Genomic DNA, 26,725 nt, shown 5'->3' on the forward strand with positions numbered 1-26,725 from the left:
CGGCCCACACCGCACCCCCAAAGCCCCCCACCCCCGCTTGGCCCTGTTATGGGTGCAATTACATCTATGCCCCCCCCCCACATCGCACCCCCCCGGTGCAGTTGGGCCGCGCCCCTTGGCGGAGCGCGCCACGGTCAGTTCAGGTCCTCAGTGCCCCAGCAGGTCGGGGGCGATCTTCTTGCAGGCGTCGACCAGGCCCTGCACGGCGCCGACCGACTTGTCGAACGCCTCGCGGTCCTTGCCGGCCAGTTCGATCTCGACGATGCGCTCGACACCCTTGGAGCCGATCACCACCGGCACGCCGACATACATGTCCTTGACGCCGTATTCGCCGGTGAGGTGCGCCGCGACCGGCAGCACCCGCTTCTTGTCCTTCAGATAGCTCTCGGCCATCTGGATCGCCGAGGCGGCGGGCGCGTAGAACGCCGAGCCGGTCTTGAGCAGGTTGACGATCTCGGCGCCGCCGTTGCGGGTGCGGTCGACGATCTCGTCGAGCCGCGCCTGCGAGGTCCAGCCCATCTTCACCAGGTCGGGCAGCGGAATGCCGGCGACGGTCGAATACTTCACCAGCGGCACCATGGTGTCGCCATGGCCGCCGAGCACGAAGGCGGTGACGTCTTCGACCGAAACGTTGAATTCGTCGGCCAGGAAGTAGCGGAAGCGCGCCGAGTCGAGCACGCCGGCCATGCCGACGACCTTCTTGGCCGGCAGGCCCGAGGCCTTCTGCAGCGCCCACACCATGGCGTCGAGCGGATTGGTGATGCAGATGACGAACGCGTCGGGGGCGTACTTCTTGATACCGGCGCCGACCTGCTCCATCACCTTCAGGTTGATGCTGAGCAGATCATCGCGGCTCATGCCCGGCTTGCGCGGCACGCCGGCGGTGACGATCACCACGTTGGCGCCTTCGATTGCTTCGTAGGAATTGGCGCCGGTCAGATTGGAGTCGAAGCCGTCCACCGGGGAGGATTCCGCGATGTCGAGCGCCTTGCCCTGCGGCACGCCCTCGGCAATGTCGAACATCACCACGTCGCCGAGCTCTTTCAGCCCGATCATGTGAGCCAGCGTGCCGCCGATCTGACCAGAGCCGATCAAAGCAATCTTGTTACGCGCCATGGGGAAACAGTCCTTTGAGCCCGAAGGAGGGAGGGGGTGGGAAATCCGCTTGGGTGGTTATCTCTTTCGACCGGAGCGTTCAAGTCGCGCTGCGTTCATTTCTTGGCCAGCCGCCCTGCCAGAGCCGCTCCTCATGTCTCGACGAGGCCGGTGGTCGCGCCGGTGGCGGCTGAGTCACTACGCCCGTGCGGCAGCGCCAGATACGATTCCGAACCCATTTCGATCAGCCGCGAGACAGTGCGGTTGAATTCCATCGCCTCGTAGCCGTCGGTGGCGCGGTAAAGATCAGCCGGCTCCGCGGCCGCCGAGGCCATCAGCTTGACGGCGTTATCGTAAAGCGTGTCGATCAGCGCGATGAACCGCTTGGCGGCGTTGCGGTCGGCATAGTCCATCACCGGAATGTGGTCGATGATCAGCGTGTGGTACTCATGCGCCAGCCGCAAATAATCCGAAGCGCCGAGCGGCTTCTGGCATAGATCGGCGAAGGTGAAGCGCGCGACGTGATGATCAGCTTTGGGAATGTGTAGCAGCCGCCCCTTGATCGAAATGTCGCGCGGCGCACCGGGCGCGTTGCCGGTGATGCGGTTCCAGGCGCGGTCGAGCGCCGCCGTCGCCTCAACGTCGTCAGGCGTCAGCCAGACCTTCATGCCGGCGAATTTTTCCAGCCGGTAATCGGTTCGCGCATCCAACCGGATCACCTGCATGTGCTGCTTGACCTGACCGATGAACGGCACGAACAGCGCCCGGTTGAGGCCGCCTTTGTAGAGGTCGTCGGGCGCAACGTTGGAGGTCGCCACCACCACGGTGCCGAGTTCGAACAGTTTGCCGAACAGCCGCGACAGGATCATCGCGTCGGCAATGTCCGTGACATGGAACTCATCGAAGCACAGCAGCCACGCCTCGTCGAAAATCGACGCGGCCGTCAGGGCGATGACGTCGCCGTCGGGGATTTCGCCGCGCTTGATGTTCTGCCGGAACGCGTTGATGCGCTCATGCGCTTCAGCCATGAATTCGTGGAAATGCGCCCGGCGCTTGTGCACCACTGGGCTGGCGTCGAAGAACAGGTCCATCAGCATGGTCTTGCCGCGACCGACTTCGCCGTAAACGTACAGCCCTTGCGGCGGCTCGGACTCGCTTCCGCCGAACAGCCGGCCGAGAAAACCCTGCTTTTTCGGAGGCTTATAACTGGCCAGCAGGATGTCCAGCGCCGCGAAGGCCTCGACGGCGCGGGCCTGGGCCGGATCGGCCTCGATGGCGCCGGAAGAGACCAGCGATTGATATTGGTGGCGGAACGAGCGCGGGGCGGACATGGACGTTCTTACCGCCCCACCGCGCTGCAAAAAGCAAGGACTGAATGTTGCTGAGAGCTATGCGGTGCGCAGGACCCGGCTGTCTTCGGCGGATTTCAGTTCGTAGGGCGCCTCGACCACGTACGGCCCGCCGCCGGTCGACGCACGCGACGAGAACAGCACGAAGCGCTCCGCGCGAAACGCGCGGGTGGGGAAATAGCCTCGGATCGACAGATATTGAGCGACGTCCTGGCAGGAGACGTCGCGCAGCCGCGCCAAGGTGACGTGCGGGGTGAATTTGCGCCCCTCCGGGTCGAGCCCGACCCGCTGCATCAGTCGCTCCAATTCGGCCTGCAGTTCCAGCAGGGGCCGGGACGGGACCACTGAAGCCACCACCGCACGAGGTTTGCGGCCGCCGAAGCTCGAGAGACCCTGCAGCTGCACCTCGAACGGCTTGCGATTGACCCGGAACAGCGTCGAGGCGATCTCGTTGGCGGTGGCGCCGTCGATATCGCCGATGAACCGCAGCGTCAGGTGGTAATTTTCCGGCTCCACCCAACGGGCGCCAGGCAGGCCGCCGCGCAGCATCGCCAGCGTCTGAGTGATGTCGGTGGGGATCTCCAGTCCAGTGAACAGGCGCGGCATCGGAACTCCCCTTTTTGGGCCCGATCGCGGCGGCGGCTGTCCCTGACGTCCGGGACTTTGCACTCCGCAATCGTCCGGCGAATCAACTGACCAATTGTGTAGCCGGTTTGTGTAACAACGCTACCTCGACAACTTTGGGAGGCTGAAAAAGTTGAGGGCAGTCCGGCCCTTAGGCAGACTATGCCGATTTTTCAGCGTTTCTGCTCAGCCACCGTTCGGAGAAATGCCTCGACGCTGGGCAGAATGTTCTCGACCACCCGGTCGACGCCCGCCGCGGTCGGGTGCAGGCCGTCGGGCTGGTTGAGCGTCGAAACCGCCGCGACACCGTCCAGGAAGAACGGATAGAGCGGCACGCCGTACTGCTTGGCGAGGTCCGGATAGATCGCGTTGAACTCGCGGGCGTAGTCTGGTCCGTAGTTCGGCGGTGCCAGCATGCCGGCGAGCAGCACCGGAATGTTGCGGGCCTTCAGCCGCTTCAGGATCTCCTCCAACGCCTGCCGCGGTACCTTGGGATCGGTGCCGCGCAGCGCGTCATTGGCGCCAAGCTCGAGGATCACCGCGTCCGCGTCCGGCGGCACCGACCAGTCGAGCCGCTCCAACCCGCCGCTGGTGGTATCGCCGGACACGCCGGCATTGATCATCGTGGTAGCAATGCCCTTGGCGGCGAGCGCCTTCTGCAGCTTGACCGGGAACGCCGCATCGGCTGGTAGCCCGTAACCGGCTGTCAGCGAGTCGCCCAACGCCACCACCTTCAACGGAGGCGTCTCTTGCGCCCAAACGCCGGAGCCCGGCACTATCATCGACAGCATTCCGATAACCACCGCCCACGCAAACGTGCGGCCAAGCCTCTCGACCGCAACGAAACAATTGCCATATGCAGCAGCCATGGACAGCTTCATCGAACCCTCGTCACGGCCCGGCCATCAGCCTGACACCATCTCCATTTCGAACGTCAATCTATCGCTGGGCAGCGGCGCCGCGCGGGTCCACATCCTCAAGGATATCAGCCTGCGCGTCGCCCAAGGCGAAGCGGTCGGCCTGATCGGCCCGTCGGGGTCGGGCAAATCCACCCTGCTGATGGTCATGGCCGGGCTGGAGCGGCCCGACAGCGGTGAGGTGGTAGTGAACGGCACGGCTTTCAATGGCCTCGGCGAGGACGCGTTGGCGCGCTTCCGCGGCCGCGAAGTCGGAATCGTCTTTCAATCCTTCCATCTGATTCCGACCATGACGGCGCTGGAGAACGTCGCGGTGCCGCTCGAACTGGCCGGCGCCGCCGACGCCGCGGCGCGCGCCGCGCGCGAGCTCACCTCGGTCGGCCTCGGCGAGCGGCTGCATCACTACCCGTCGCAGCTGTCCGGCGGCGAGCAGCAGCGCGTCGCTTTGGCGCGGGCGCTGGCGCCCGATCCGGCGATCCTGGTGGCGGACGAGCCGACCGGCAATCTCGACGAGGCGACCGGGCGGCAGATCGTCGACCTGTTGTTCACCAAGCATTCCGAACGCGGCATGACGCTGGTGCTGGTCACCCACGACACCGGCCTGGCCGACCGCTGCGACCGGGTGATCAGGTTGCGCTCCGGACGCATCGACACCGCGCAGCCCGGCCGCGCCAAGCGAGCCTCGGCATGAGCGGCGGCTCTTTACGTCCTTGCACAGCGTCAGCCCCGTCATTGCGAGCGCAGCGAAGCAATCCAGCGCTACGCGCGGGGCATGGATTGCTTCGCTGCGCTCGCAATGTCGGAGAGGCTATTTTGAAGGCCAAGCATCGATGAGCGTCATTGCCGAACCGGTCACACGGCCTCGCCGCCTTGGCCTGCCGTTCCGCTATGCGCTGCGCGAGATGCGTGGCGGGCTGAACGGCTTCTACGTGTTCATCGCCTGCATTGCGCTCGGCGTGATGGCGATCGCCGGGGTCGGCTCGGTAGCGGCGAGCCTCGGCGAAGGGCTGGCGCGTGAGGGGCGCACGCTGCTCGGCGGCGATGTGGCGTTCTCGTTAATTCAACGCGAGGCGACGCCTCAGGAGCTGGCTTACCTTCGCGAGCGGGCGCCGGTATCGGTGGCGGCGACGATGCGCGGCATGGCGCGGACGGCGGCCGGGCAGTCGGCGCTGGTCGAGATCAAGGCGGTCGACAATCTTTATCCGATGCTCGGCGAGTTGAAGCTGGCGCCGCCGATGCCGCTCGCGGATCTGTTGGCGGAGCGCGACGGCGCGTTCGGCGCCGCCGCCGATGCGGCGCTGCTGGCGCGGCTCGAACTCAAGGTCGGCGACCGGGTCAGCGTCGGCAGTGCCAATTTCCAGATCCGCAGCGTGGTGGAAGCCGAGCCGGACAAGCTCGCCGGCAATGTCGGCTTCGGACCGCGCTTTTTGATCAGCGAGGACGCGCTGCGCGCGACGCAGCTGCTGCAGCCCGGCAGCCTGGTGCGCTGGATCTACCGGGTGCGGCTGCCCGACAACCGCGCCGACGATCAGGCGGCGATCCGCTTCGCCGACGCCACCCGGGCGGCGCTGCCGCAGGCCGGCTGGGAAATCCGCAGCCGCGGCAATGCCTCACCGCAGCTCGAACGCACCATCACCCGGTTCACGCAATTCCTCACCTTGGTCGGCCTCGCCGCCCTGCTGGTCGGCGGCGTCGGCGTCGCCAATGCGGTAAAGAGCCATATCGACCGCCGCCGCGACGTGATCGCCTCGTTCAAGGCGCTCGGCGCCACCGGGCGCGACGTGTTCGCGATCTATCTGACGCAGGTGCTGGTGCTGGCGACGATCGGCTCGCTGATCGGACTGGCGCTCGGCGCCGCGCTGCCGTTCGCCATCGTCGGCCTGTTCGGCAAGCTGCTGCCGCTGCCGGTGGTGCCGGCGCTGCATTGGGGCGAACTCGGCCTGTCGCTGATCTACGGCCTGCTCACCGCGCTGGCGTTCGGACTGTGGCCGCTGGCGCAGGTTCGCGACGTGCCGGTCGCGACGCTGTTCCGCGAGGCCGCTACCGCCGACGCGCACCGCCCACGGCTACGCTACATCATCGGCATCGGCGCGGTGATCGCGCTGCTGCTCGCGGTGGTGATCGGGCTGGCTTACGACAAGCGTGTCGCGCTCGCCTTCGTGGTCGCCTCGGTGCTGGTGTTCGTGCTGCTGCGCGGCGTCGCCGCGGCCGTGATGGCGATCGCGCGCCGGCTGCCACGCTCGCGCCTCACCATGCTGCGGCTCGCCGTCGCCAACATCCACCGGCCCGGCGCGCTGACGCCGTCGGTGGTGCTGTCGCTCGGCCTCGGCCTCGCGGTGCTGGTGACGATCGCCCAGATCGACGGCAATCTGCGTCGGCAGTTCACCGCGGCGCTGCCCGAAAAGGCGCCGGCGTTCTTCTTCATCGACATTCCGTCGAGCGAGACCGAGCGGTTCGGCTCGTTTCTGAAACAGGTCGCTCCCACGGCGACGCTGGAGGACGTGCCGATGCTGCGCGGCCGGATTGTCGCGGCGCGCGGCGTGCGTGCCGAAGATCTCAAGCCCGCCCAGGACGCCGAATGGGTGCTGCAAAGCGACCGGGGGCTGACCTATGCGACCGATCTGCCGGCCGGCTCCAAAGTCGTCGAAGGCCATTGGTGGCCCAAGGATTACAGCGGCAAGCCGCTGGTGTCGTTCGACAAAAAACTCGCCGACGGGCTTGGCCTGAAAATCGGCGATCCGGTCACCGTCAACGTGCTGGGCCGCGAGATCAGCGCCACGATCAGCAATCTGCGCAGTGTCGACTGGCAGAGTCTCGGCATCAATTTCGTGCTGGTGTTCTCGCCCAACACGTTTCGCGGCGCGCCGCACACCCATATCGCCACGCTGACCGAAGCCGGCAGCACGCCGGAGAGCGACGCGGCCTTGATCAAGCAGGTGGCGGACAAATTCCCGATGGTTACGACCGTCCGGGTCAAGGAGGCGCTGGAGACGGTCGGCGGCGTGGTCAGCAATCTGGCGCTGGCGGTGCGCGGCGCCAGTTCGGTGACGCTGATCTCGGCCATCCTGGTGCTGGGCGGCGCGCTGGCCGCTGGCCATCGCCATCGCGTCTACGACGCCGTGATCCTGAAGACGCTCGGCGCCACGCGCGCCAGGCTGATCGGCGCCTTCGCGCTCGAATACATGATGATCGGCCTGGCAACCGCGGTGTTCGGGGTCATTGCCGGCTCGATTGCCGCGTGGCTCATCGTCACACGATTGATGTCGCTGAGCTTCGTCTGGCAGGCCGGTTCCGCGGCCGGCGTGGTCGCTGCGGCGCTGATCGTGACGGTCGGGCTTGGGCTGATCGGGACGCTGTTGGCGCTCGGCCAGAAGCCCGCGACCGTGCTGCGGAATCTCTGATCACCCGTCCGGCGGAAGGCGTTCCGTCCATCATTGGACAGAGCCGGCAGCCGTCGCGAAGGCTGCGCCTGAACCCCTCAGGCTGCGACCAAAGTCGCTGCCTGAGGCTTAACCCTGATGCTGCGGAGCGACATTCAGCCGCGCATAAACCCTTGCCCCTATTGTGTTAGTTTCCCACATATCGGAATGGGTCGGGCAGCACGCCGGCGACTGGACGGGTAATCGGGTTTGGTGACCCGAACTTAACGTCCGCCGCGCATCACTGTCCGGATAGTTTTCATCGGTCTCCGCCACCCTTCGCGAGGCCGAACCAACGCAGGATCTCGACCATGTCGGACTTGGACCGTAACTACGCCTCTCCCTTCGGCCGGGCCGCCGGTCGCGTCGACAGCGCGACCGTGGATGCCGGTCTGCGCGCCTATATGCTGCGCATCTACAACTACATGACGATCGGCCTGGCCATCACCGGCCTGGCCGCTCTGGGCGTCTACATGGGCGCCGTGACTACCGACAGCACCGCTGCCGCGGCGCGGGTCGGCAACACCATGCTGACCTCGTTCGGCGTGGCGATGTTCGTCAGCCCGCTGAAGTGGGTGTTCATCCTCGCCCCGCTGGCGATGGTGTTCGCCATCTCGTTCGGCATCAACCGGCTGAAGCCGCAGACCGCGCAGATCCTGTTCTGGGTATTCTCGGCCCTGATGGGTATCTCGCTGTCGTCGATCTTCCTGGTGTACACTCACACCTCGATCGTGCGGGTGTTCTTCATCACCGCCGCCTCGTTCGGTGCGCTGAGCCTCTACGGCTACACCACCAAGCGTGACATGACCGGCATGGGCTCGTTCCTGATCATGGGCCTGTTCGGCGTCATCATCGCCAGCGTGGTGAACCTGTTCGTTGCCTCGTCGATGCTGCAGTTCATCGTGTCGGTGGTCGGCGTGCTGGTGTTCGCGGGCCTCACCGCCTACGACACCCAGCGGCTGAAGAACGACTACATCTACGGCTACGCGTCGCAGGGCGGCGAAGTCGCCGAGCGTGCGGCGATCACCGGCGCGCTGTCGCTGTACCTGAACTTCATCAACCTGTTCACGCTGCTGCTGCAGTTGCTCGGACAGAAGGAGTAAGCACCTCTCCGGTGCCGACCATCAAAGCCCCGGCCTCGTGCCGGGGCTTTTTTGTTGGGTGGGACCGACTTCCACACCAGCGGAAATGCACGGCGCCTCACAAGTTGAAGGCCGTCATCGCCGGGCTTGGCCCGGCGATCGATCTTTTCGAAGAAGATGGATACGCGGGTCAAGCCCGCGTATGACGGCAGATATTGGCGATCCGCTTCGAGTCAATTCTGCATGTCCAACCTTCTCGTCCGCCCGGCGACGCCCGCCGACCTTCTCGCCATCACCGCCATCTACGACGAGGCGGTGCGCACCGGGACCGCGACGTTCGAGCTGACGCCGCCGGACCTCGCCGAGATGACGCGGCGGTTCGAGACGCTGATCGGCGGCGGCTTTCCTTATCTGGTGGCGTTGCTGCAGGGCAAAGTCTGCGGCTATGCCTATGCGGGCCCGTACCGGCCGCGGCCGGCCTACCGGTTCACCGTCGAGAACTCGGTATATCTGGCGCCGGCCGCACATCGCCGCGGCGTCGGCACTGCGCTATTGCGCGAGCTGATCGTCCAGTGCGAGGCGCGTGGCTTTCGCCAGATGATCGCGGTAATCGGTGATTCCGCCAACGCCGGCTCGATCGGCCTGCACCGCAAGACCGGCTTCGAGCTGATCGGCACCCATCGCAACGTCGGCCTCAAATTCGGCCGCTGGCTCGATACCGTGATGATGCAGCGGGCGCTGGGGGATGGCGGGGGGAGCGTGCCGGAGCAGAGCGGAGTTTAGATTGCGGCGTCAGCGCCACTCTCAGCCGTCACCCTTCGCGAAAGCGGAGGGCCCAATATTCCAGGGCGTAAGCGAGTAACACGAACGCTCTGGGATACTGGGTCGCCCGGACGAGCCGGGCGATGACCGGCACTACTTGGGGCCGGCCTTCCAGACAATGTGGGCGCCGGTCCAGACAGACCTCAAACCAGCGCCAGCTTGCGGTCGATCACCAGCAGGACGCGATCGAGCTCGTGGCCGCGGCGGAGGATTTGCCCGCTGGCGCCGACCACACTGTAGGCGCCCTGTTTGCGCGCCAGGCGCGGGTCCTTGACGATGCGGTAGAGCGGTACTTCGGAGGCACGGCGGAAGATTGAGAACACCGCCTGATCCTTGAGGAAGTCGATGGCATAGTCACGCCACTCGCCCTCAGCGACCATCCGCCCGTAGAGGTTGAGGATGCGGTTGAGTTCGAGGCGATTGAAGGTCACGCTGGGCGGCAGCGGAGCGACGCCCTGGCGCTCCGCTGCACGGCTCTCGCTGGGATCGCCCTCCCCGGAAGTCAAGCTCATTGGCGCCTCCTGTCACTGGGGCGACATGATTGCGCCGACCAGGGTGCGCCGCAAGGGGACCGAAAGCAGGAAATAGCGTGTCGCCGGCATGGTGCCCGTCCGGCCGGCCACCCTCACGGCATCGTTAAAACGAATCTTATTACCGCCCGAATTTCGCCCAGCGTTAGCCCACCGGTGCTGCGAGGTTACGTACACTGCGTTGGCTCGGTTTCTTCGGCTTCGGATTCCTCAGCCCCCAGCCCCCCGAGGCAGTCGAGACCGAGCCTGCGCAGCAGCCGAATCCCCAACCTGGACCGACGAAAGTTGGTCCTTTTTGTTTTTCGGTATGTGGGTGATGCAGCCCCAGCTGCGAGCGAAACGCCCTCAGCGTAAAGACGAGAACGCCGCCCCAAGCATCGGGCCAGGCCGATCCCGACTGCCGTCCTGAACGTAGACGGCGGCCGCATCGACGCCCTCATGGGCGATATTCTCAAGCGGCACCGACCAGCTGCCGGCCGCGCCGGTCCAGTCGCCGACCTTCAAGAGATTGCGGACGACGTTGTGATAGGTGACCTCGCGGCCGCGGTTCTCGCCGCGGTCGATCGCAATCGACACCGCTTTGGACACCGCGCAGATCCACACCTCGCCCTGCTGGACGCTGGCGCCGTTCGGCGCCGCGGAGACCGAAACCTTGATCTCCTTGCCATTGACCGCCATCGTCACCGGCACTGTCATGATGCCGGCGCCGGTATGGGTGGTCTTGATGGCCTCCTCGATGCCGCTGCGGTTGCTGCCGACCAGATGCGCCGAGCCGTTGACCACGACCTGCGGGGTGTAGACGTCGCGGTCGCCGCGCATCTGCGAGTACGCTTTCTGGCGCGCGCTGAAGCGAGCATCCGCCAGCGTATCCTTCCAGCCGAGATAGTCCCAGTAATCGATCGGCAGGCTCAGCGCGATCACCGAGGGGTCCTTGGCGAGATCGCCGATGATCTTGTCGGCCGGCGGGCACGACGAGCAGCCCTGCGAGGTGAAAAGCTCGACCACTGCGCGCGGCGCGCCAGCGGCCGACGCATGCGTCGTCGCGATCAGGGCGCATGCCGCGAAAGCGCCGGACCATCGCGAAAAGCCAGGAACTTGGATCATCGTCGCCTTTACCGGGAGCAGGCGACGGCTATGCGCCGCCGCTCGGGAGTGCCTTGAAAACCAAAAGGCGGCCCTTTGCATAGGCCGCCTTCCGTTCACCCGCCACTCACTTCGCAGTGAGGCTTTTGTGCAACTTTGGTGGTGCGCTTGCGCCTCAGGCGGCGAGCTTGCGCAGCACGTAATGCAGGATGCCGCCGTTGCGATAGTACTCGAGTTCGTCGAGCGTATCGATCCGGCAGAGCAGTGGCACGCGCGACACCTTGCCGGCCGACGACTTGATCTCCGCCTCGAGCATCTGCCGCGGCTTGAGATCGCCCTGCAGGCCCTTGATGGTGACCGTCTCGTCGCCCTTGAGGCCGATCGACGACCACGAGGTGCCCTCTTCGAAGGTCAGCGGCAGCACGCCCATGCCGACCAGGTTCGAACGGTGGATGCGCTCGAAGCTCTGGCAGATCACGGCGCGGACGCCGAGCAGGCGGGTGCCCTTGGCGGCCCAGTCGCGCGACGAACCGTTGCCGTATTCGGCGCCGGCGAACACCACGAGCGGCACCTTCTCGGCCTGGTACTTCATCGCGGCGTCGTAGATCGACATCTGCTCGCCGTCCGGCCAATGCTTGGTCAGGCCGCCTTCCGGGATGTTGCCGTCGGCGCCCTTGAGCATGAAGTTCTTGATGCGGATGTTGGCGAAGGTGCCGCGCATCATGACTTCGTGGTTACCACGCCGCGTGCCGTACTGATTGAAGTCCGCCGGGCGCACCTGGTGCTCCGACAGATACTTGCCGGCCGGCGAGGTCAGCTTGATCGAGCCGGCGGGCGAGATGTGGTCGGTGGTGATCTTGTCGCCGAACAGCGCCAGGATGCGGGCGTCGACAACGTCGACGATCGGCTCCGGCTGCATCTTCATGCCCTCGAAATACGGCGGGTTCTGCACGTAGGTCGAGCTCATGTTCCACTTGTAGGTCTCGCTGTCGACCGTCTTGATCTTGCGCCAGTTGGTGTCGCCCTTGAACACGTCGGCGTAGCGCGACTTGAACACCTTCGAGGTCACGTACTTCTTGACGAAGGCGTTGATCTCCTTGGTGGTCGGCCAGATGTCCTTCAAATACACCGGCTGGCCGTCCTTGCCGGTGCCGATCGGCTCGACCGCCAGGTTCTTGGTGACGGTGCCGGCCAGCGCATAGGCGACCACCAGCGGCGGCGACGCCAGGTAGTTGGCCTGCACGTCCGGCGAGACGCGGCCTTCGAAGTTGCGGTTGCCCGACAGCACGGCGGCGGCGACGATGCTGTTGTCGTTGATCGACTTCGATATCTCTTCCGGCAGCGGGCCGGAGTTGCCGATGCAGGTGGTGCAGCCGAAGCCGACCAGGTTGAAGCCGACCTTGTCGAGGTCCTTCTGCAGACCCGAATTCGCCAGATACTCGGCGACGACCTGCGAGCCCGGCGCCAGCGAGGTCTTCACCCACGGGGCCGACTTCAGGCCCTTGGCGGCGGCGTTGCGGGCCAGGAGGCCGGCGCCGATCAGCACGCTGGGGTTCGAGGTGTTGGTGCAGGAGGTGATGGCGGCGATCACCACGTCGCCGTGACCGAGGTCGAAGTTCTTGCCGTCGACCTTGTAGCGCGTGCCGTCCAGCGCCTTCTTGTATTCGGTCTCCATCGCGGCGGCGAAGCCTTCGGACACGCCCGACAGCGCGATGCGGCCTTCGGGGCGCTTCGGACCGGCCATCGACGGCTCGACCTTGGCGAGGTCCAGCGTCAGCGTCACGGTGAACACCGGATCCGGCGACGCCGAGGTGCGGAACAGGCCCTGAGCCTTGGCGTATTTCTCGACCAGCGCGACGCGCGCCGAAGCGCGGCCCGTGGTCTTCAGATAGTCGAGGGTTTCGGTATCGACCGGGAAGAAGCCGCAGGTCGCGCCATATTCCGGCGCCATGTTGGCGATGGTCGATTTGTCGGCGACCGAGAGGTGGTCGAGGCCGGGGCCGAAGAATTCAACGAACTTGCCGACCACGCCCTGCTTGCGCAGCATCTGGGTGACGGTGAGCACCAGGTCGGTGGCGGTGACGCCTTCCTTGAGGGCGCCCTTGAGCTTGAAGCCGACCACTTCGGGCAGCAGCATCGACAGCGGCTGGCCGAGCATCGCGGCTTCCGCCTCGATGCCGCCGACGCCCCAGCCGAGCACGGCGAGGCCGTTGACCATGGTGGTGTGCGAATCGGTGCCGACCAGCGAATCCGGATAGGCGACTTCGAACGTGCCCTTGGTGCGGCCGATCGTCATCTTCTCCTTCTTGGTCCAGACCGTCTGCGCCAGGTATTCGAGATTGACCTGGTGGCAGATGCCGGTGCCGGGCGGCACGACGGAGAAGTTCGAGAACGCCTTCTGGCCCCACTTCAGGAACTCGTAGCGCTCCTGGTTCTGCTTGTATTCCTCGGCGACGTTTTTGCTGAACGCCTTGTTGTCACCGAAGAAGTTGACGATCACCGAATGGTCGATGACGAGATCGACCGGGACCAGCGGGTTGATCTTCTCGGCGTCGCCGCCGAGCGCCTGCATGGCGTTGCGCATCGCCGCCAGATCGACCACCGCCGGAACGCCGGTGAAATCCTGCATCAGCACGCGCGCCGGACGGAAGGCGATTTCGTGCTCGAGCTGCTTCTTCCGCATCCATTTGGCGACCGCCATGATGTCGGCCTTCTTGACGGTGCGGTCGTCCTCGTTACGCAGCAGGTTTTCCAGCAGCACCTTCATTGAATACGGCAGGCGGGAGATGCCTTTCAGGCCGTTCTTCTCGGCGGTGGGCAGGCTGTAATAGACGTAAGACTTGCTGCCGACCTTGAGGATCTTCCGGCATTTGAAGCTGTCGAGCGAGGTCATGTAAGGCGGTCCCAGGATTTTTCGTTGTCGATGGGCAGGCGGCGGGCCGACGCCAGAACGAGAAGCAGTTCGGCTTGCGAGCGTCGATGGTGTGCTGCATCAAGTTCCGGCTTATAGAACCTTTCCAGATGCACCGCCAGTTCGACAATGACTAGCGGCGGCATCGTTTATGAGCAAGACGAACCCGCTGCGAGATAGCGAATAGGCGAGCGACGAATGCGGCTGCGTGGACTGGGCCTGCGATGCATCCGAGGCGGCCGCGAGGTATTCGACGGATTGGGGTTCGAGGTCGCGGATGGCGAAGCGCTGGCGCTCGTCGGGCAGAACGGCGCGGGCAAGACCTCACTGCTGCGGCTGATCGCCGGCCTGCTGCAACCGGCCGCTGGTAGCATCACGCTCGACGGCGGCGAGGCCGACACGCCGGTCGCCGAGCAGGCGCATTATCTCGGCCACCGCGACGCGCTGAAGCCATCGCTCAGCGTCACGGAAAATCTGGCGTTCTGGCGCGAGTTCCTCGGCGGCGAGACCACGGATCTTGCGGCTACGATCGACGCGGTCGGGCTGGCCCATGCGGCGGAGCTGCCGGCCGCGTATCTGTCCGCGGGGCAAAGGCGTCGCCTGTCAATCGCCCGGCTCTTGGTGGTGCGCCGGCCGATCTGGCTGCTCGACGAGCCGACCTCGGCGCTCGACGCCAAGGGGCAGGAGCTGTTTGTCAGCCTGATGCAGCACCACCTCGCCGGCGGCGGCCTGATCGTCGCGGCGACGCATCTGCCGCTTGGAATCGCCGCGCGCGAAATGCGGATCGGGGGGCGGGTATGAGTTCGTTTCGTCACGGGTTGATCACTTCGCCAATGCAGTGCCTGGGGACCCCCACCCCCGACCCCTCCCCGCAAGGGGGAGGGGGGAAGAGGCGCCGTGCTCTGTCGCTGCGGGGTGATTCTTACTGCATCTCGACATCCACTCCCCTCGCGGCTCCTAGGCTCCCCTCCCCCTTGCGGGGAGGGGTCGGGGGTGGGGGTGCTGCGGGGGATAGCGCCAGTGCAAATCCACGCGGCGCCGGAGCGCAGCCATGACCGCCCTCAAAGCCATCATCCGCCGCGACATCGCGATCGCGCTCCGGGTTGGCGGCGGCGCGCTGATCGGGGTGCTGTTCTTTCTTACAGTCGTGGTGCTGATGCCGTTCGCGGTCGGGCCGGATCTGCAGCTGTTGCAGCGGCTCGGTCCGGCGATCCTGTGGCTCGGGGCGCTGCTCGCCAGCCTGCTGACGCTCGACCGGCTGTTCACTGCCGACGCCGAGGACGGCTCGCTCGATCTGATCGCGATGAGCCGCACACCCTTGGAACTGACCTGCGCCGCCAAGGCGCTGGCGCATTGGCTGGCGGCCGGGCTGCCGCTGATCGTTGCCACGCCGGTGCTCGGCCTGCTGCTCAATCTCGATGGCAGCGCGTCGCTGGCGGTGATGGCGACGTTGCTGGCCGGCACCCCGGCGCTGACCTTCACCGGCATGATCGGCGCCGCGCTGGCGGTGACGCTGCGCCGCGGCGGGCTGCTGCTCGCCGTGCTCGTGCTGCCGCTGGCGATTCCGGTGCTGATCTTCGGGGTCGCCGCCTCGCAGGCCGCGATTGTCGGCCCTGTCCCATTCGGCACGCCGTTCTCGATCCTGTGCGCGATCTCGCTGATGAGCCTGGTGATTGGCCCCTTCGCGGCCGCCGCCAGCCTGCGGCAAGGGTTGGATTAGTCGTCGGCGGAACCACGCCGAGACCGCCGGCTTATCTTGTCTGAGAAAGAATTTTCTTATACTATTTCCATAGAAAGAGGAGCGGAGAGATGGTCGCTGTTTTAGATCGATCACCGGCTGCCCTTGATAAGGGGCGGGTGCTGACCAAGGCCACCCTCAAGGCGGCTGAGCGCCTCGGCCTGTCGCAAAAGGTATTGAGCAACGTCATTGGCCTATCGGAATCCGTGATCTCGCGGATGAAAAACGGCGACTACGTGCTCGGGGAAGGCAAAGCCTTCGAACTGGCGGCCTTGTTAGTCCGGCTGTACCGCTCGCTCGACGCCATCGTGGCCGGCGACGAAACCGCCGCGCGGGCATGGATGAAAGGCAATAACCTCGCGCTGCGCGGGGCGCCGATCGAGCTGATCCAGAGAATTCCAGGGCTATTTCATGTCGTCCAGTACCTGGATACGCGACGCGCTCCGGTCTGAGTCGGCGCGGCTCTCGGGACGGTTCTGGCGCATCGTCGAGGCGCAGCATCAATCGGCGACAATGAAGCTGACCGACTCGCTCGAAGAGCAAACGCTGCTCGAAGACATCATCGAGGACACCAAGCCGCCAGTGCCGGCGGACTGCGATGGCCTCGACTTCCTGCTGATGACGCCGTTCCGCTACAGCGCAACCAATCCATGGGGCTCGCGGTTTCGGCGGCCCAATGCCGAAGCGGGCGTCTTCTATGCGTCCGCTCAGCCGTCGACGGCAATCGCCGAGGTGGTGTTTCACCGCCTCCAGTTCTTCGGCGAATCGCCCGCCACGCCGTGGCCACAGAACCCGGCCGAATACACCGCCTTCGCGGTCGAACTGGCCTCCGAGCGCGTGCTCGATCTCATCGCGCGGCCGCCGGACGATCTCGCGATGATCATGCATCTGCAGACCTATGCCGCCGGACAATCACTCAGCGAAGCGGCGCGCATCGCCGGGGCGGAGATCATCAAATATCCCTCGGTCCGCGACCCGCAGCGCGGCGCCAACGGCGCGGTGCTGTCGCCGCGAGCGTTCCGCAGCAAGGCCCCGGTCGACCGCCAGAGCTGGCGTATCCATCTCGACCGCAATGGGGCGCGCGCATTCTGCGAAGCGCCGCGCGCCTCGCTCGGCCTTGGCCGCGACGCCTTCAATGCCGATCCGCGCATGCATGGATTCGTCTGGGATCGCTGATGCGCGGCCGCTACTTTGGTTTGGCCCGTTTCGTTTGGCGCGCCGTTCTCGATCCTGTGCGCGATCGCGCTGATGCGCCTGGTGATCGGCCCGCTCGCCGCCGCTGCCGGCCTGCGGCAGGAATGAGCCGCGCGGCGGCTCTTAGTATCGACCGGTGAACAAGACTCTAGTCGGGGCGCCCGACTTGCGGGGCCCATTTCCGCGTCGTCCGGCCTTTTTCGAAGACCGCGATGCTGTCGTAGAAATGCATCGACAGCGTCGAACTGGTGAATGCTGTCGGCTGCATCTCTCCACGCGCGTGATCGGCGTTCAGTTCGTCGATCAAGTCCTTACAGTGCTCGATAAAACTGGCCTTGCGCCTGAGCCCGCCTTCATATTCATCCCAATAGGCGGTGTGCAGATCTTCGACGAAGTACACGCCGTTCCGGCTGATGCGAGGATAGAGAAAGTCGAATGACGCCCTGATGTGAGACATCACGTGGCTGCCGTCATCCAGCACCGCATCGAACGGACCGAATTCGTCGATCAGGCTCTGCAGGAAGCCAACGTCGGACTGGTCGCCGATACGGACTTCGATCTGATCCCCATCGCCAAATGCTCGACAGCGGCTGTCGATGTCGATGCCGACAATGCGGGCGTGCGGGCCGAAATAGCGCTTCCAGAGCTCCAGCGATCCGCCGCGGCCGCAGCCAATCTCCAGAAAAACAACATCGGAATTCACGAACTTGGAAAAGTGCCGCTCATAGGCCGGGAAATAGTGCTTCCACTTGTGAACGATGCGGCCGTCATTGGTCAGGAAATCGCCCCAGAGCGGCATAAACATCGATCCTTGCTGCGTTTTTTCAAAGAACAACAAGCATTAGCCGCGCAATCTCGGCCGGTAAAGCGCTCAAAGCTCGCGGCGGGGGGCAGCCCGGCCTGCCGGGCCGCCGCTCCGATCAACTCGTTGCCCGATCCCACGCGGCGTCATTGCCTGCGGCCCTCAGCCCCGATATCAGGAACGCCATGACGCTGACCGAACTCGCCAATCCAACCCGGTTCCTGTCGCTGGCCGGCCGCCTGCTGCCATGGCTGGCCGGGCTGACGGCGCTGCTGCTCGGTGTCGGGCTGGTCCAGGCCATGCTGGCGCCGGACGATTACCAGCAGGGCGCCACCGTCAAGATTATGTTCGTGCACGTGCCGAACGCCTGGCTGGCGATGTTCGTCTGGGGCGTGATGAGCGTCGCCTCGCTCGGCACGCTGGTGTGGCGGCATCCGCTCGCCGACGTCGCCGCCAAGACCGCCGCCCCGATCGGCGCCGCCTTCACCTTCCTGGCGCTGCTGACCGGCTCACTGTGGGGCCGGCCGATGTGGGGCACCTATTGGGAATGGGACGCGCGGCTGACCTCGATGCTAATCCTGTTCCTGATGTATCTCGGCCTGATCGCGCTGTGGCGCTCGGTCGACGACCCGTCGCGCGCGGCGCGCGCCGCCGCGGTGCTGACGCTGGTCGGCGCCATCAACCTGCCGATCATCAAGTTCTCGGTCGACTGGTGGAACACGCTGCACCAGCCCGCCTCGGTGATGCGGATGGGCGGACCGGCGCTCGACAAATCCTTTCTGATCCCGCTCGTGGTGATGGCGATCGGCTTTTCGCTGCTGTTCGTCACCCTGCATGTCGCGGCGATGCGCAACGAGATCCTGCGCCGCCGGGTGCGCTCGCTGCAGATGATGCAGGCCAGCCGGTCCGAGGCGGCGTGATGTTCGGACGCTACGCGGAGTTCATCGTTTCGTCCTACGCGGCTACTCTTTTGGTGGTGCTACTGCTGATCGGCTGGGTGGTGATCGATTATCGCCGGCAGAAAGCGCGGCTGCGCGACCTCGAGGCCCGCGGCGCGACCCGGCGCTCCGGACGCAGCGCGACCGACATGTCCTGAGCAGACCCGCATGACCACGCCGCTCACCGATGCTCCTTCTCGCAAGCGCCGCTCCTGGCTGGTGGCGCTTCCGCTGCTGGTGTTTGCTGGGCTGGCGGTGTTGTTCTGGTTCAGGCTCGGCGACCGCGACATTGCGCGGATTCCTTCCGCGCTGATCGGCCGCGACGCGCCACAGACTGTGCTGCCGCCGCTCGACGAACTCGCCCGCGATGGCGCTGCGGTACCGGGCATTGCGCCGGCGCTATTTGCCGGCAAGGTCAGCGTCGTCAACGTCTGGGCATCGTGGTGCGTGCCCTGCCACGACGAGGCGCCGCTGCTCACCGCGCTCGGCGACGACAACCGGATTCAGATCGTCGGCATCAACTACAAGGACAAGCCCGACAACGCCCGCCGCTTCCTCGGCCGCTACGGCAACCCGTTCGCCGCCGTCGGCGTCGACGCCAATGGCCGCGCCGCGATCGACTGGGGCGTATACGGCGTGCCCGAGACCTTCGTGGTCGGCCGCGACGGCCGGATCGCTTACAAACTGGTCGGCCCGATCACCCCGGACAATCTCGACAAGGTGCTGAAGCCCGAGATCGAAAAGGCGCTGGCGAAGTCCTAGCCGCGTTCCTCCGCGGCCCCTCCCCGCCCGCCGCGCGCCCCCTCTCCCGCTTGCGGGAGAGGGTTGGGGTGAGGGCGACACAAACAGTGACTCAGCGACTCGTTGATAGGAGTGCCCTCACCCGGATCGCTACGCGATCCGACCTCCCCGCAAGCGGGGGAGGTTGCGCTGCGCCGCGGGGACAGGGCTCACCCCCGATAAATAATTACCAGCGTTTATCGCCGGTTCATTTGACGGCCTTGGACCCGCCATGAATCGGCGGCTAGCTTGGTTCCGTGACTAACAACGTCCGTGGAGGACACCCCCGATGCGTACTATCAAGCTGCGCCACCTCACCCTTGCCCCGCTCGCCGCCGCGCTGGCCTTCGGCCTGCTCACCGGGGCCCCGGCAATGGCCCAGGGCACCCAGACCGCGCCATCCGGCACCATGGCGCCGCCGCCCAAGGCAGACACCAAGATGGCGCCCGCCAAGGCGGAGAAGACCGAACTTCTGGACATCAACTCGGCCACCGCCGAACAGCTCGACGCGCTGCCCGGAGTCGGTAAGGCCTACTCGGCCGCGATCATCAAGGGCCGCCCCTACAAGGGCAAGGACGAACTGGTGCACAAGAAGATCGTGCCGGAAAAGACTTATAACGGCATCAAGGACAAGATCATCGCCAAGCAGAAGTAAGCGATGCGGCGTAGGGCGCCTGCCCCGAAGTACCACATCATGCCCGGGCTTGACCCGGGCATCCATCACCTGAAGAGGATGGATTGCCGGGTCAAGCCCGGCAATGACTTCTGGGAGATAGCGGGAAACAGCGAAGGCCCGCCCCGAGCCGTCATTGCGAGGAGGCGAAGCCGACGAAGCAATCCAGCTCCGTGCACTGCGCCTCTGGATTGCTTCGCTTCGCTCGCAATGACGGGGAGAGGGAGTCGGAAAAAATCGCCGCTACCGCCCCGACACATCGCCTTCATCCGCCGCGCTCTCGTCGAGTGTTGCGGGTTCGGCGGCGTAGCGTTTGGCGAGCGGCATCTGCAGCATGGCGAACGCCATGGTGAGCGGGATCATGCCGAACACCTTGAAGTTGACCCAGAAATCCGTCGACTGCGTCCGCCACACCGCCTCGTTCAGCACCGCCATGGCGGCAAAGAACAGCGCCCAGCGCGCCGTCAGCTTGCGCCAGCCCTCCGGCGTCAAATTGAACACCTGATCGAACAGCACGGCGATGAAGCTGCGGCCGAACAGCAGCCCGCCGCCCAATACGCCAGCGAACAGCGCGTACACGATGGTCGGCTTCATCTTGATGAAGGTCTCGTCGTGCAGCACCAGCGTCAGCGTGCCGAACACCAGCACCACCACGGCGGTGACGATCGCCATGATCGGCACGTGCCTGGTCACCACATAGGACGCGATGATGGCGACGATCACCGCGACCATGAAGGCGCCGGTGGCGGCGAACAGATTGAACTTGGCATTGACGAAGAAGAACACCAGCAACGGGCCGAGCTCGGTCGCCAGCTTGAACAGCGGGTGCGGCTGCTTCCTGTCGATCAGTTCGTCGCTCATGCGGCCTCCGTGCCGGCGATCGCCTTGGCGAAATCGCGCGCCGTGAACGGCGCCAGATCGTCGACGCCTTCGCCGACGCCGACGAAATGCACCGGCAGTTTGTGTTTCTCCGCGATAGCCACCAGGATGCCGCCACGCGCGGTGCCGTCGAGCTTGGTCATCACCAGACCCGTCACACCCGCGGTCTTGGTGAAGGCCTCGACCTGAGACAGCGCGTTCTGGCCGACAGTGGCGTCGAGCACCAGCAGCACGGCGTGCGGCGCGCTGACGTCGACCTTCTTGATGACGCGCACGACTTTTTCCAGCTCGCTCATCAGCTCGGCGCGGTTCTGCAGCCGGCCGGCGGTGTCGATCAGCAGCACGTCGCGGCCCTGCTCCTTGGCGGCGGTCAGCGCATTGAAGGCGAGGCCCGCGGAGTCCGAGCCCTGCGCGCCGGCGATCACCGGCGTGTTGGTGCGGTCGCCCCAGACCTTGAGCTGCTCGATCGCTGCGGCCCGGAAGGTGTCGCCGGCTGCCATCATGACGCTGCGGCCTTCCGCCGCGAAGCGCGCCGACAGCTTGCCGATCGTGGTGGTCTTGCCGGAGCCGTTGACGCCGACCACCAGCACCACGAACGGCTTGTGGGCCGTGTCGATCGTGAGGGGCCTCGCGACCGGCGCCAAGACCTTCTCGACCTCAGCGGCGACGATTTCCTTCACGTCGCTGGCTGCGATCATCTTGTCGTAGCGCCCCTCGCCGACCGCTGCGGCGATCCGCGCCGCCACCTCGGTGCCGAGATCGGCGCGCAGTAGCACGTCCTCGATCTCCTCGAGCATCGCCCGATCGAGCTTGCGCTTGGAGATCAGGTCGGTGAGCGCCGTGCCGATCTGGCTCGACGTTCGCTTCAGTCCGCTGGACAGCCGCCGCCACCAGCTGGTTTTGCCGTTTTCCGTGTCACTCATCAGGGCGCTGTGTTAGCCGTTTCGGATCATGAACGAAAGCCACGCAGATCAATTCGACGTGCCGGAACTGACGGCGGACGAGATCCAGGCACGGGTGCTGCATCGCGACGGCCTGATGCTGGTGATCGACAAGCCGCCCGGCCTGCCGGTGCATCGCGGCCCGAAGGGCGGGCCCAACCTCGAAGCCTCGTTCGAGTTCTTGCGCTTCGGCCTGCCGCGCCCGCCGGTGCTGGCGCATCGGCTCGATCGCGACACCTCCGGCTGTCTCGTGCTCGGCCGCCACCGCAAGGCCACCGCCACGCTCGGCCTGCTGTTCAAGCATTCGCGGATCTCGAAAACCTATTGGGCAATCGTCGAAGGCGGCCCGACCGAGGACCAAGGCGAGATCGACCTGCCGATCGCCCGCCTCAACGCCGAACGCGGCTGGTGGCAAAAGGTCGATCCAAGCGGGCTGCCGTCGCTGACGCGATGGAAGGTGATGGGAAGGTCAGGGGTATTGGCTAAATCAGCCCCAACACCCGACGCCGCGGAAAGTGGCTCCCCTCCCCCTTGCGGGGAGGGGTCGGGGGTGGGGGTCGACAACGGGACGCCATCTTTGGGGCGCCCTCACCCCAACCCTCTCCCGCAAGCGGGAGAGGGGGCTCGCTGTGCGGGCGGCGAGGGTGATGATCTGTCTCGCAAGCCGGGTGCGATCGTTGGCGCTCTGCCTCCGACGCATCTGACCTGGCTCGCGCTCGAGCCGATCACCGGGCGTACCCATCAGCTCCGCGTGCATTGCGCCGCGATGGGGTGGCCGATCGTCGGCGACAACATCTATGGCAACGGCCCGCGCTTCGGCGAACCCCGGCTGCATCTGCATGCCCGCGAAATCATCATCCCGCTGTCGCGCAACAAGCCGCCGGTGGCGGTGACGGCGCCCGCGCCGACTCACATGCACCCGCGACTGCAGGCGTGTGGATGGACGGACGATTAGTTCACTGCCCCCACCTCATCCTCCAATCGTCATCCCCGCGAAGGCGGGGATCCAGCATTCCAGAGCGCTGCTGTTAGTAAAAAGCGAACGCTCTGGAATACTGGGTCGTCCGGACAAGCCGGACGATGACGTCAGTGGATGAGGCAATGCCGTACTCACACGGTGAGCTTGGCTCCATCATGGCCGCGGATGGTCATCGCTCGCACTTCGCCCGGAACGTCGCCTTCGATCGCAACTGGTACGAAGTGCTCGGTTCGGCCCTGCGTCGTACTTTCTATCAGCACGGCGCGGGTCGCTCCCAACTCGGCGGCAAGCCGCCGCGCCAGCGCTGCCTCGCCTGCGGCGCGCAGCCTGCCCGCGCGCTCGCGGATGAGCCGGCCGTCGAGCTGCGGCATCCGGGCCGCCGGGGTGCCGGGGCGTTTGGAATAGGGAAAGACGTGCAGGAAGGTCAGGCCGCAGTCCTCGACCAGATCGAGCGAGCGCTGAAACATCTCATCGGTCTCGGTCGGGAAGCCGGCAATCAGGTCGGCGCCGAGCGCGATGTCGGGGCGCAGGCGGCGGACTTCGTCGCAGAACGATACGGCGTCAAGGCGGCTGTGGCGGCGCTTCATGCGCTTGAGGATCATGTCGTCGCCGGCCTGCAGCGACAGGTGCAGATGCGGCATCAGCCGATTGTCGTTCGCCAGCGCATCGAGCAGATCGCGGTCGGCCTCGATGGAGTCGATCGACGAGATCCGCAGCCGGCGCAGCTCGGGGACGTGGCGCAGAACCTTCTTGACCAACGTACCAAGCTTCGGAGCGCCCGGCAGGTCGGTGCCGTAGCTGGTGAGGTCGACGCCGGTCAGCACGATCTCAGCGTGGCCGCGCTCGGCGAGCGCCCGCGCCTGATCGACCACCGCGCCGACCGGCACCGAGCGCGAATTGCCGCGGCCGAATGGGATGATGCAGAAGGTGCAGCGATGGTCGCAGCCGTTCTGCACCTGCACGAACACCCGCGGCAGGCCGCTCTGGTAACCATCCAAGAGATGCGGCGCCATCTCGCGCACCGCCATGATGTCGGCGACCACGATCTTCTGCTCGCGACCGAGCCCGAACGGATTGTTATCAAAGGATGCCCGCGCCGCGCGCCAGGCCTCTCCGCGCATCTTCTCATCATTGCCGATGACGCGGTCGACTTCATCCATCGCCGCGAAGGTGGCGGGTTCGGTCTGCGCCGCGCAGCCGGTGACGACGATGCGCGCCTCGGGGCGCGCGCGCTTCAGCTTGCGGATCTGCTGGCGCGCCTGCGCGACGGCTTCGTTGGTGACGGCGCAGCTATTGACCACGATGGTATCAGCAAGCCCGGCGCCTTCCGCCTCGCGGCGGATCACTTCGGATTCGAACGCGTTGAGGCGGCAGCCGAAGGTGACGATCTCGACCGACATCAGGCCGGGCTGGAGCTGAGCGACGGCGCGAACAGCGCCGGATCGAACCGGCCCTCGAACTCGAATTCGGCGCCGCCGGTCATCAGCACGTGGTTATCGCGCTCGCGCCATTCGATGGTGAGCCGGCCGCCCGGCAGCGTCATCTCGACAACGCGCCCGGTCCGCTTCAGCCGCGCCGCCGCCACCGCTGTCGCACACGCGGCCGAGCCGCAGGCCTTGGTCAGCCCGGCACCGCGCTCCCAGGTCCGCATCGTGATGTGCTCGCGACCCACGATGTGGGCGAGCGTGATGTTGGCGCGCTCCGGGAAGATCGGATGGTTCTCGAGCAGCGGGCCGAACTTGCCGAGGTCGTAGGCCTCGATGTCGTCGACCCAGAAAATCGCGTGCGGATTGCCCATGCTGACGACCGACGGCGTATGCAGGATCGGCGCGTCGATCGGGCCGATCTGCAGCTCGATGCCACGGGTGTCGCGGAATTCCTCGGCGAGCGGAATGTCCTGCCAGCCGAATTTCGGCTCGCCCATGTCGACGGTGAACAGCCCCTCGGCCGGGCCGCGCCAGCAGTTCAAAAGCCCCGCGCGGGTCTCGAAGGTCAGGCCCTGCTGGTCGGTGCCGGCAAACATCTGTGAGGCGACGCAGCGCATGCCGTTGCCGCAGGCGCCGGATTCCGAGCCGTCATTGTTGTAGATGCGGACGAAAGCCTCGGTGCCCGGCACCCGTGCCGGCTGCAGCAGCATCAATTGGTCGTACGGCACATGCGCCGCCACCGCGCGGGCGTCGTCCGGCGTCACCGGCGCGCTCTGGTCGCGCAGGTCCACCACCACGATCTCGTTGCCGATGCCGTTCATCTTGGCGAACAGCCGGTTGTCCAGTGCGCTCATGCGTCGAACCTCGTCGTCTATATGGCGAAGCCCGGCGGTTTTGACCAGCCGCCACAGTCAAGCCACATGCTGATCGCAAGGGACGACAGCGCCGGCCGGATGCTAGAAGGGACGCGGGCGCCGATGATCCGCCGGGCGCATGCGGATCGCGGCGACCGGTAGCGCTGCGCTGCGGCCATGGAGAGATCTGGAATGAACCGGCACCGCTTGATCCGCCCCGTTTGGCTCGGGCTCAGCTCCGCCGCGTTGATGCTCGCCGCTTCCGGCGCGCTGGCGCAGACCGAAACCAAGCCGGCCGACCCGGCGCCGGCTCCTCCGGCTGCGGTGACGCCCGCTCCGGCAACACCAGCGGCTCCTGAGACGCCTGCCGCCCCGGCCGCCCCCGCAACTCCGGCAGCGCCCGCCACACCGCCCGCTGCAACCGAAACGCCGGCGACTCCGCCTCCTGCGGCCCAGGCGCCGACGGCCCCGCCCGCCAAGGTGCAGACCGCCGACCCATTCGGCGAGGAGATCACGCTGGAGCCTAAATCAGCGGTGATCCTCAAGGGCAAGGCGAGCTGGGATGCCGCCTTCGAAGCGCTGATGGAGGCGTTCAAGACCATCAAGGCGACGCTCGACAAGGCCGGCCTCAAGCCGAGCGGCAATCCGATGATCGTCTACACCTCGACCGACGACAACGGCTTCACCTTCGTGGCCGAGATGCCGGTGCCGGAGCCGCCGAAGAACCTGCCAAAGACCATGAGCATGGGCACCACGCCGGACGGCAAGGCGCTGAAATTCGTCCACCGCGGGTCGTACGACAACATGGACAACACCTACGAGGCGATCACCAACCACCTCGACGACAAGAAGATCGAGGCCAAGGACACCTTCGTGGAAGAGTACCTCACCGATCCGCTGACCACCGCGGAAGACAAGCTGATCATCAACGTCTATGTGCCGATGAAATGATGCGCGCCCTGCTCACTGCCTTCGTTCTCTCCACGCTCACAAGTGCCCCGCTGCTGGCGCAACCGGCGCCGCCGCCGCAGACGCAGCAGCCGGCCATCACGGTGATCGGCGAGGCGCACAAATCGGTCGCGCCGGATATCGCGCAGATCGAGGCCGGCGTCTCCAATATGGCCAAGACCGCCCGCAGCGCCGCCGAAGCCAACAATCTTGCGATGGGCAAGGTGCTGCTCGAGCTGAAGAATGCCGGCCTCGACGGCAAGGACATCCAGACCTCGCGGCTGTCGATCCAACCGCAATACGCGCCGTCCAACCGGCCGGGCCCGACCGACATCATCGGCTATCAGGCCAGCAACATGATCACCGTGCAGGTCCGCGATACCGCGCGCGTCGCCAGCCTGATCGACACGCTGGTGCAGGCGGGCGCCAATGAGATTCGCGGCATCGGCTTCCGCGTCGCCGATCCCTCCAAGGTACTCGACGACGTCCGCGCCGACGCGGTCGCCGACGCCCGCCGCAAGGCCGAGATCTACGCCCGCGCCGCCGGCGTCACCCTCGGCGCGCCGCTGGTGATCAGCGAAGATCCGCAGCCCGGCGCGATGCCGATGCGCAAGATGGCGATGGCGCAGTCCAGCAGCGCCCCGGTGTCCCCCGGCGAAGAGACGCTGAGCGTCACCGTGCTGGTGAGCTGGGGCATCAAGGCGCCGTAGCTGCGGCAGCTATTGATGATGGCTTAGCCC

At 65.9% G+C, this 26,725-nt stretch carries 27 protein-coding genes and 1 pseudogene; 16 read left to right on the forward strand and 12 right to left on the reverse strand.

The annotated features are described in order from the left end of the window. Positions 1-147: 147 nt before the first annotated feature. The 4 genes from mdh to D4Q52_RS08155 all read right to left on the reverse strand — a co-directional run bounded on the left by mdh (position 148) and on the right by D4Q52_RS08155 (position 3,859). A complete protein-coding gene (mdh, locus tag D4Q52_RS08140; RefSeq protein WP_119856057.1) occupies positions 148-1,116 on the reverse strand; it encodes a malate dehydrogenase in 969 nt (322 codons plus the stop codon). Positions 1,117-1,247: 131 nt separating this feature from the next. Further along, entirely contained in the window at positions 1,248-2,426 is a 1,179-nt protein-coding gene (gene zapE / locus D4Q52_RS08145; RefSeq protein WP_119856058.1) for a cell division protein ZapE, read from the reverse strand. 57 nt (positions 2,427-2,483) lie between these two features. After that, a complete protein-coding gene (gene thpR, locus D4Q52_RS08150; protein ID WP_119856059.1) occupies positions 2,484-3,050 on the reverse strand; it encodes an RNA 2',3'-cyclic phosphodiesterase in 567 nt (188 codons plus the stop codon). Positions 3,051-3,241: 191 nt separating this feature from the next. Then, positions 3,242-3,859, reverse strand: a complete 618-nt coding sequence (locus D4Q52_RS08155) for an arylesterase (RefSeq protein ID WP_234831120.1) — start codon at positions 3,857-3,859, stop codon at positions 3,242-3,244. A gap of 76 nt (positions 3,860-3,935) precedes the next feature. Between D4Q52_RS08155 and D4Q52_RS08160 the strand changes: the two genes are divergently transcribed. The 4 genes from D4Q52_RS08160 (at position 3,936) to D4Q52_RS08175 (ending at position 9,269) form a co-directional block, all read left to right on the forward strand. Further along, a complete protein-coding gene (locus tag D4Q52_RS08160) occupies positions 3,936-4,676 on the forward strand; it encodes an ABC transporter ATP-binding protein (RefSeq protein WP_119856061.1) in 741 nt (246 codons plus the stop codon). Positions 4,677-4,815: 139 nt separating this feature from the next. Next, positions 4,816-7,386 carry an ABC transporter permease gene (locus D4Q52_RS08165; protein WP_119856062.1) on the forward strand — a complete coding sequence of 857 codons (2,571 nt, stop codon included), beginning with the start codon at positions 4,816-4,818 and terminating at the stop codon, positions 7,384-7,386. A 329-nt stretch (positions 7,387-7,715) separates the two neighbouring features. Next, positions 7,716-8,507, forward strand: a complete 792-nt coding sequence (locus tag D4Q52_RS08170) for a Bax inhibitor-1/YccA family protein (RefSeq protein ID WP_119856063.1) — start codon at positions 7,716-7,718, stop codon at positions 8,505-8,507. A gap of 222 nt (positions 8,508-8,729) precedes the next feature. After that, on the forward strand, positions 8,730-9,269 hold the full coding sequence (locus D4Q52_RS08175) for a GNAT family N-acetyltransferase (RefSeq protein ID WP_119856064.1): 540 nt from the start codon (positions 8,730-8,732) through the stop codon (positions 9,267-9,269). 182 nt (positions 9,270-9,451) lie between these two features. Here the strand turns inward: D4Q52_RS08175 and D4Q52_RS08180 are convergent, their stop codons facing one another. The 3 genes from D4Q52_RS08180 to acnA form a co-directional block, all read right to left on the reverse strand. Next, positions 9,452-9,820 carry a DUF2794 domain-containing protein gene (locus tag D4Q52_RS08180; RefSeq protein ID WP_119856065.1) on the reverse strand — a complete coding sequence of 123 codons (369 nt, stop codon included), beginning with the start codon at positions 9,818-9,820 and terminating at the stop codon, positions 9,452-9,454. A gap of 363 nt (positions 9,821-10,183) precedes the next feature. Beyond that, positions 10,184-10,942, reverse strand: a complete 759-nt coding sequence (locus tag D4Q52_RS08185) for a DUF1223 domain-containing protein (RefSeq protein ID WP_182915270.1) — start codon at positions 10,940-10,942, stop codon at positions 10,184-10,186. A gap of 154 nt (positions 10,943-11,096) precedes the next feature. After that, positions 11,097-13,814, reverse strand: a complete 2,718-nt coding sequence (acnA, locus tag D4Q52_RS08190) for an aconitate hydratase AcnA (protein WP_119856067.1) — start codon at positions 13,812-13,814, stop codon at positions 11,097-11,099. 216 nt (positions 13,815-14,030) lie between these two features. Here acnA and ccmA point away from each other — a divergent pair, with 216 nt between their 5' ends. The 5 genes and pseudogenes from ccmA to D4Q52_RS08215 form a co-directional block, all read left to right on the forward strand. Continuing rightward, positions 14,031-14,633, forward strand: a complete 603-nt coding sequence (ccmA, locus tag D4Q52_RS08195) for a heme ABC exporter ATP-binding protein CcmA (RefSeq protein ID WP_119856068.1) — start codon at positions 14,031-14,033, stop codon at positions 14,631-14,633. A 250-nt stretch (positions 14,634-14,883) separates the two neighbouring features. Then, positions 14,884-15,552 carry a heme exporter protein CcmB gene (gene ccmB, locus D4Q52_RS08200; RefSeq protein WP_119856069.1) on the forward strand — a complete coding sequence of 223 codons (669 nt, stop codon included), beginning with the start codon at positions 14,884-14,886 and terminating at the stop codon, positions 15,550-15,552. 89 nt (positions 15,553-15,641) lie between these two features. Further along, complete coding sequence (locus tag D4Q52_RS08205; RefSeq protein WP_119856070.1) at positions 15,642-16,022, forward strand: antitoxin Xre/MbcA/ParS toxin-binding domain-containing protein; 381 nt, start codon at positions 15,642-15,644, stop codon at positions 16,020-16,022. Continuing rightward, a complete protein-coding gene (locus D4Q52_RS08210; protein ID WP_119856071.1) occupies positions 15,982-16,746 on the forward strand; it encodes an RES family NAD+ phosphorylase in 765 nt (254 codons plus the stop codon). Before D4Q52_RS08205 ends, D4Q52_RS08210 begins: the two co-directional genes overlap by 41 nt. 24 nt (positions 16,747-16,770) lie before the next feature. After that, positions 16,771-16,872 (forward strand): annotated as a pseudogene (locus tag D4Q52_RS08215) (heme exporter protein CcmB); the annotation flags it as partial. Positions 16,873-16,912: 40 nt separating this feature from the next. On the opposite strand, the gene D4Q52_RS08220 reads toward D4Q52_RS08215, so the two are convergent. Next, the gene (locus D4Q52_RS08220; RefSeq protein WP_234831121.1) at positions 16,913-17,569 is read right to left on the reverse strand and encodes a class I SAM-dependent methyltransferase; all 657 of its coding nucleotides are present in this window, start codon (positions 17,567-17,569) and stop codon (positions 16,913-16,915) included. A gap of 182 nt (positions 17,570-17,751) precedes the next feature. On the opposite strand from D4Q52_RS08220, the gene D4Q52_RS08225 reads away from it, so the two are divergent. The 4 genes from D4Q52_RS08225 to D4Q52_RS08240 all read left to right on the forward strand — a co-directional run bounded on the left by D4Q52_RS08225 (position 17,752) and on the right by D4Q52_RS08240 (position 19,939). After that, positions 17,752-18,486: a heme ABC transporter permease gene (locus D4Q52_RS08225; RefSeq protein WP_119856073.1), complete on the forward strand. Its 735-nt coding sequence runs from the start codon at positions 17,752-17,754 to the stop codon at positions 18,484-18,486. Further along, positions 18,486-18,662 (forward strand): heme exporter protein CcmD, encoded by a 177-nt coding sequence (ccmD, locus tag D4Q52_RS08230; RefSeq protein WP_119856074.1) that lies wholly within the window; start codon positions 18,486-18,488, stop codon positions 18,660-18,662. The genes D4Q52_RS08225 and ccmD overlap by 1 nt, the downstream gene beginning before the upstream one ends. A gap of 10 nt (positions 18,663-18,672) precedes the next feature. Continuing rightward, positions 18,673-19,266: a DsbE family thiol:disulfide interchange protein gene (locus tag D4Q52_RS08235; RefSeq protein WP_119856075.1), complete on the forward strand. Its 594-nt coding sequence runs from the start codon at positions 18,673-18,675 to the stop codon at positions 19,264-19,266. A 307-nt stretch (positions 19,267-19,573) separates the two neighbouring features. Further along, positions 19,574-19,939, forward strand: a complete 366-nt coding sequence (locus tag D4Q52_RS08240) for a ComEA family DNA-binding protein (RefSeq protein WP_119856076.1) — start codon at positions 19,574-19,576, stop codon at positions 19,937-19,939. A 261-nt stretch (positions 19,940-20,200) separates the two neighbouring features. On the opposite strand, the gene D4Q52_RS08245 is transcribed toward D4Q52_RS08240, so the two are convergent. Together D4Q52_RS08245 and ftsY are read right to left on the reverse strand one after the other, a co-directional pair. Then, a complete protein-coding gene (locus D4Q52_RS08245; protein ID WP_119856226.1) occupies positions 20,201-20,803 on the reverse strand; it encodes a septation protein A in 603 nt (200 codons plus the stop codon). A gap of 11 nt (positions 20,804-20,814) precedes the next feature. Continuing rightward, positions 20,815-21,759 carry a signal recognition particle-docking protein FtsY gene (gene ftsY, locus D4Q52_RS08250; protein ID WP_119856077.1) on the reverse strand — a complete coding sequence of 315 codons (945 nt, stop codon included), beginning with the start codon at positions 21,757-21,759 and terminating at the stop codon, positions 20,815-20,817. A gap of 28 nt (positions 21,760-21,787) precedes the next feature. On the opposite strand from ftsY, the gene D4Q52_RS08255 reads away from it, so the two are divergent. After that, positions 21,788-22,732 carry an RluA family pseudouridine synthase gene (locus D4Q52_RS08255; RefSeq protein WP_119856078.1) on the forward strand — a complete coding sequence of 315 codons (945 nt, stop codon included), beginning with the start codon at positions 21,788-21,790 and terminating at the stop codon, positions 22,730-22,732. Between the two features lie 155 nt (positions 22,733-22,887). On the opposite strand, the gene mtaB is transcribed toward D4Q52_RS08255, so the two are convergent. Both mtaB and dapF read right to left on the reverse strand, forming a co-directional pair. Continuing rightward, positions 22,888-24,156 (reverse strand): tRNA (N(6)-L-threonylcarbamoyladenosine(37)-C(2))-methylthiotransferase MtaB, encoded by a 1,269-nt coding sequence (gene mtaB, locus D4Q52_RS08260; protein ID WP_119856079.1) that lies wholly within the window; start codon positions 24,154-24,156, stop codon positions 22,888-22,890. After that, positions 24,156-25,037, reverse strand: coding sequence for a diaminopimelate epimerase (dapF, locus tag D4Q52_RS08265; RefSeq protein ID WP_119856080.1), 882 nt, complete (start codon positions 25,035-25,037; stop codon positions 24,156-24,158). Before dapF ends, mtaB begins: the two co-directional genes overlap by 1 nt. Positions 25,038-25,229: 192 nt before the next feature. Between dapF and D4Q52_RS08270 the strand changes: the two genes are divergently transcribed. After that, on the forward strand, positions 25,230-25,988 hold the full coding sequence (locus tag D4Q52_RS08270) for a GyrI-like domain-containing protein (RefSeq protein WP_119856081.1): 759 nt from the start codon (positions 25,230-25,232) through the stop codon (positions 25,986-25,988). Then, positions 25,985-26,695, forward strand: a complete 711-nt coding sequence (locus D4Q52_RS08275; protein WP_425328463.1) for an SIMPL domain-containing protein — start codon at positions 25,985-25,987, stop codon at positions 26,693-26,695. Before D4Q52_RS08270 ends, D4Q52_RS08275 begins: the two co-directional genes overlap by 4 nt. Positions 26,696-26,725: the final 30 nt, after the last annotated feature.

The organism is Rhodopseudomonas palustris (genome assembly GCF_003591005.1).
In the GTDB taxonomy this organism is placed as follows: domain Bacteria; phylum Pseudomonadota; class Alphaproteobacteria; order Rhizobiales; family Xanthobacteraceae; genus Rhodopseudomonas; species Rhodopseudomonas palustris_K.